Consider the following 4239-nt stretch of genomic DNA (forward strand, 5'->3'; position numbering starts at 1 on the left):
AACTGTATCAATGCTATTTTCTCCACTAATGGCTTTACCTAGTGGAGGTAAATTTACTCATGGGACTAGTGGGAGTATATCTGGTCCATATTTAAATGGTGGTAAAAATACTATAGATGTTATAGGCAAAACACCAGGAAACAATCATGTCATACAATGGGGCGGTGGCTTTAGCATAGGCAAAGGTGAAAGTGTAAATTTTAATGGAAGCAATAAAAACTACCTAAACATTGCTCATGGGACAAGTAAATCTACCATAGCTGGTATATTAGAAGCTGGAAATAATAATGTCTTTTTAATCAATCCTAATGGGGTAATCATTACTAAAACAGGAACTATCAATGCTAATCGCTTTGTGACTTCGACTTCGTCTTTAAAACCAGAAGACTTTGATAAATTTAAAGCACAAGGCGCTTCTTTCTCTCCGGTGTTTAAGCCAAATGGTGGTAATGTAGTAAACATGGGGACTATTAATGCTAAAAACATTACTTTGCAAGGTAATAAAGTAATGTTAAGTGCTGATACTAGTTGGGATGATAAAAATAATAAAATAAAACTCAATCAAATCACAGCAGATAATATAGATTTAAAAGGTAATGAAGTTTATGTTGATATTTCTACTATAAATTCTAACAGCCTAACTACAGAAGCAAAAAATAAAGGAATTGCTTATTTAAGTGCTACGGGCTATTACTATAATCCTAATTCTTTTAAAGTGTTTGATAAATATACAAACACAAACGACGACAACTTTAAAGTATATAAATATGTAGGCATAGGCTCTGACTTAGATTGGTGGCACTTTGCTAAAGGATGGAATGAAAATGAAGATTTTAGAAACACAGCTAGTGGGTATAGACTGACTAACAATATAGATTTTAAAGCAAGTAATGGTCAAAACCATGCTAATTATTGGGTAGATTTAAATGGTGATGGTAAAAAAGATGCTAATGAATTTACTAATATGATAGTAGGATATAAATATGATAGTGTTTTTACTAAAACATTTGATGGTCAAGGATTTACTTTAAAGAATATTAATATAGATACGACAGGATTTTTTTATCCTGGGAAGTATAATCTTAGTGAATATGTAGGTATATTTGGTAAAGCAGATGGAGCTAAATTTAAAAATATTAATGTAGATTATATGGGTGGAAGTGTTAAGGCATATGGATATGGTGGCGATGAAGAATATATTTATATACAAAAATACACAGGTGGTTTTGCTGGGAGTATTGAAAATTCAGAGATAGATAGTATTAATCTTAAAAATCTTACTTATATTTCTACCAGTAGCGATAAAAGTAAAATAGGATCTATATATTTAGGTGGATTTGTAGGGGATATTCGTAAAACAAATGCATCCAATGTTGTTTTAAATAATATAGGTATTATTGAAGCTATAGGAAATGCAGTTTCAACTCCTATAAATACAGGTGGCTTTGCTGGTCTTATATCTGGCGGTAGAGAATTTATGTATATAAAAGATATTGCATTAGAAAATATAGATAATATTATTGCTATAAATACTGCTGGTGGTAGCCAAGACTTATCTGCAGGCGGCTTTGCTGGTGTAATAGACAGTATGGCTAAAGATGGTTATATTTCGCATGTAAAATTAAATAATATAAATAATATTAAATCTGGTTCTGAGGATAAAATAGATGGTAATATTAATGCGGGTGGATTTGTAGGAAGAGTTAAGGTAAGCGAAAATTTTAATATTAAAGACATTGTTGTAAAAAATATTAATCATATATATACTGGAAAAAGTAGCTTATCTGAGAGTAATTCTGGTGGATTTGCTGGGAGTGCCTTTTTAAATGGTTGGAAAAATATGTTTTTTAGAAACATTTTTATAGAAAACATAGGCAATATTACCTCAAATAATAACTCAGGTGGATTTATAGGGAGTGATTCTTATGGAGGAGCAAATTATGTTGATATAACTATAAAGGATATAGATAATATTCTAAGTACAAAAAACTCAGGCGGTTTTGTTGGTTTTAATAACGGTGGAAAATATTCTAAAATTTATATAAGTGATATTAAAAACATATCTTCTAAAAGTATTGATAAATTTGATAACTTGAGTAACAGCTTTAATTATGCAAGTGGATTTATCGGATTTAATAATTATGGAGAATTTTCAGATATTACAGTTAAAAACATAGGAAATATTTCAAGCATTTCTAATGGTCTTGCATATTCTGGAGGATTTGTAGGAGGATTTGTAGGAGGATTTGATAGTGGAGAGTTTAAAAGAATTTCACTTGAAAATATTACTAATATAAATAGTATATCAAAATCTACTTCTTCTTACGCAGGAGGGTTTGCTGGAGGCTCTATAAATAATCCTTATGCTAGCTTTTATTTTACAAATATATATTTAAAAGATATTTTAAATATATCAAGTCATGGCGAAATGTCTATTTCCGGTGGTTTTGCTGGAGAAATTGTTAATACAGTAGAAGATAATTCTATTGTTTTTGATAGGATTAGTATTGATAATATTAATAACATTGAAGCTAAAGGAGGGTATTATGCTGTTTCAGGCGGTTTCTTAGGGGAGCTTGCATCTTTTTCCACGATAAAGGATATAAAATTAAGTAATATCGATAAGATTAAAGTTGAATCTTTAGGAACTGGCTCAGCATCTATTGGTGGGTTTGCTGGGAGAATCTCAAGAAGTTCGAAATTTGAAAATATTGTTTTAAATAATTTTGGAAATATCATAGGTAAAGACTTTGTAGGCGGTTTTGTTGGAGAAATATCTAGCAGTTCTTCATCGAATCCAAATGAATTTAATAATATTTCCTTAAATAATTTTGGAAATATCATAGGTAAAGACTCTGTAGGCGGTTTTGTTGGGTTTGATACTAGAGCAAAAATGAGTAATATTTCTTTAAATAATATTGATTATATCCAAGGAACTTATGCTGGAGGTTTTACAGGAAAGGGACTGGGTAATTATGGAAATATAGCATTAAACAACATTAAATATATCCAAGGAACTTATGCTGGAGGTTTTGCAGGATTTGGAACTGGAGGAAAAAATATCTATATATTTTGATAAAGGAGCTATTATAGAAGGCTTAGAAAGTAGTGGTAAATTTTTTGGCCATTTAGATGAGTATTTTATTCCGAATACTGAAAACACTTATATTTATTACTATAAAGATGACTTAACTAATGCAACATCGGATCAAAAATATTGGGATAAAGAAATCCGACTCCGTCCTTATGATGATAATAGTCAAGGTTATATAGATTTTAAAACAGCAGCTTTAGCAGCTTTAAATGGCTTAAAGGAAATAGATTGTGGTGCTAGTAAGAAATGTTTAGTTTTTACAAAAGATTTTGAAGTCGAAAAACCATCTAATCCAAACTATCCAAGTAATGTTATAGTATCCAAACCATCACAAAATACAGATTATATCCCTAGCACAGAAGACATCATCAATGAAACAGCCACTTTAGATGAAAATGATCTTTATAAAGATATTATCATCAATGAAATCATATCCGATTTGAAAAATAAATATTACACCATTGATATAGCTGATTTGAAAGCTATTTTAGAAGCTTATAAAAATTTAGATAAAAATAGTGCCGAAGCTAGAACTAAGTTTATTATGGATTATTTCTTTGATAAAAATAATAAAGATAATCCATCAATAGAAATAGCTCAAAAAGAAATTTTTCAAAGCTTAGATTTTTTACTAGCTTATCAAGACAATGGCTTAAGTAAGGCTAGTGATGATAAATTTGCAGATAATGAAGCTATACAGGCTAAAGATAATATTTTAGCTGAAGTTTCAAATGCTCTTGAGAATAAAACAATTGCAAGTAATTTAGAAAATCTAAGTAATTTAAATGATAAAATCAACTCAGCCAACAATGACTTCAAAGAAGAAAACTATTACAAACAACTCAACGATTTAGCTTCAGCTTATAATAAGTATGTAGAATTAATTAATAAAGGATTAGTAAGTAAAGATGATCAAGCTTTTAAAGATATTAGCAATGAGTTATTTGATTTAATAGCAAAAGTAGGAGATGAAACTGAAGCTATAGAGCGTTTGATTAAAGACTTTGAAGATTTAAAAATATCAGTAAGTGATGAATCTAGCGGACACTTTGTTGTTAAAGGAGAATTATCAGCCATTAAAATACCTTATCCTATTTTAGCTTCTATTAAAGATGATAATGGTGGTGGTGAAATAGAAATACCTG

The 4239-nt window shown here is 29.6% G+C and carries 2 protein-coding genes; both read left to right on the forward strand.

Features of this window, described 5'->3' with window-relative positions; translation table 11 throughout:
• On the forward strand, window positions 1-3076 hold a 3076-nt coding region (locus tag L8V85_RS08210; RefSeq protein ID WP_263737816.1), incomplete at its 5' end, for a filamentous hemagglutinin N-terminal domain-containing protein.
• Window positions 3021-4239, forward strand: a 1219-nt coding sequence (locus L8V85_RS08215) for a hypothetical protein (RefSeq protein ID WP_263737817.1), incomplete at its 3' end; no start/stop codon positions are given. The genes L8V85_RS08210 and L8V85_RS08215, both read left to right, overlap by 56 nt.

The sequence above is a fragment of the Campylobacter sp. IFREMER_LSEM_CL2090 genome (assembly GCF_025771865.1).
Lineage (GTDB): Bacteria > Campylobacterota > Campylobacteria > Campylobacterales > Campylobacteraceae > Campylobacter_D > Campylobacter_D lari_D.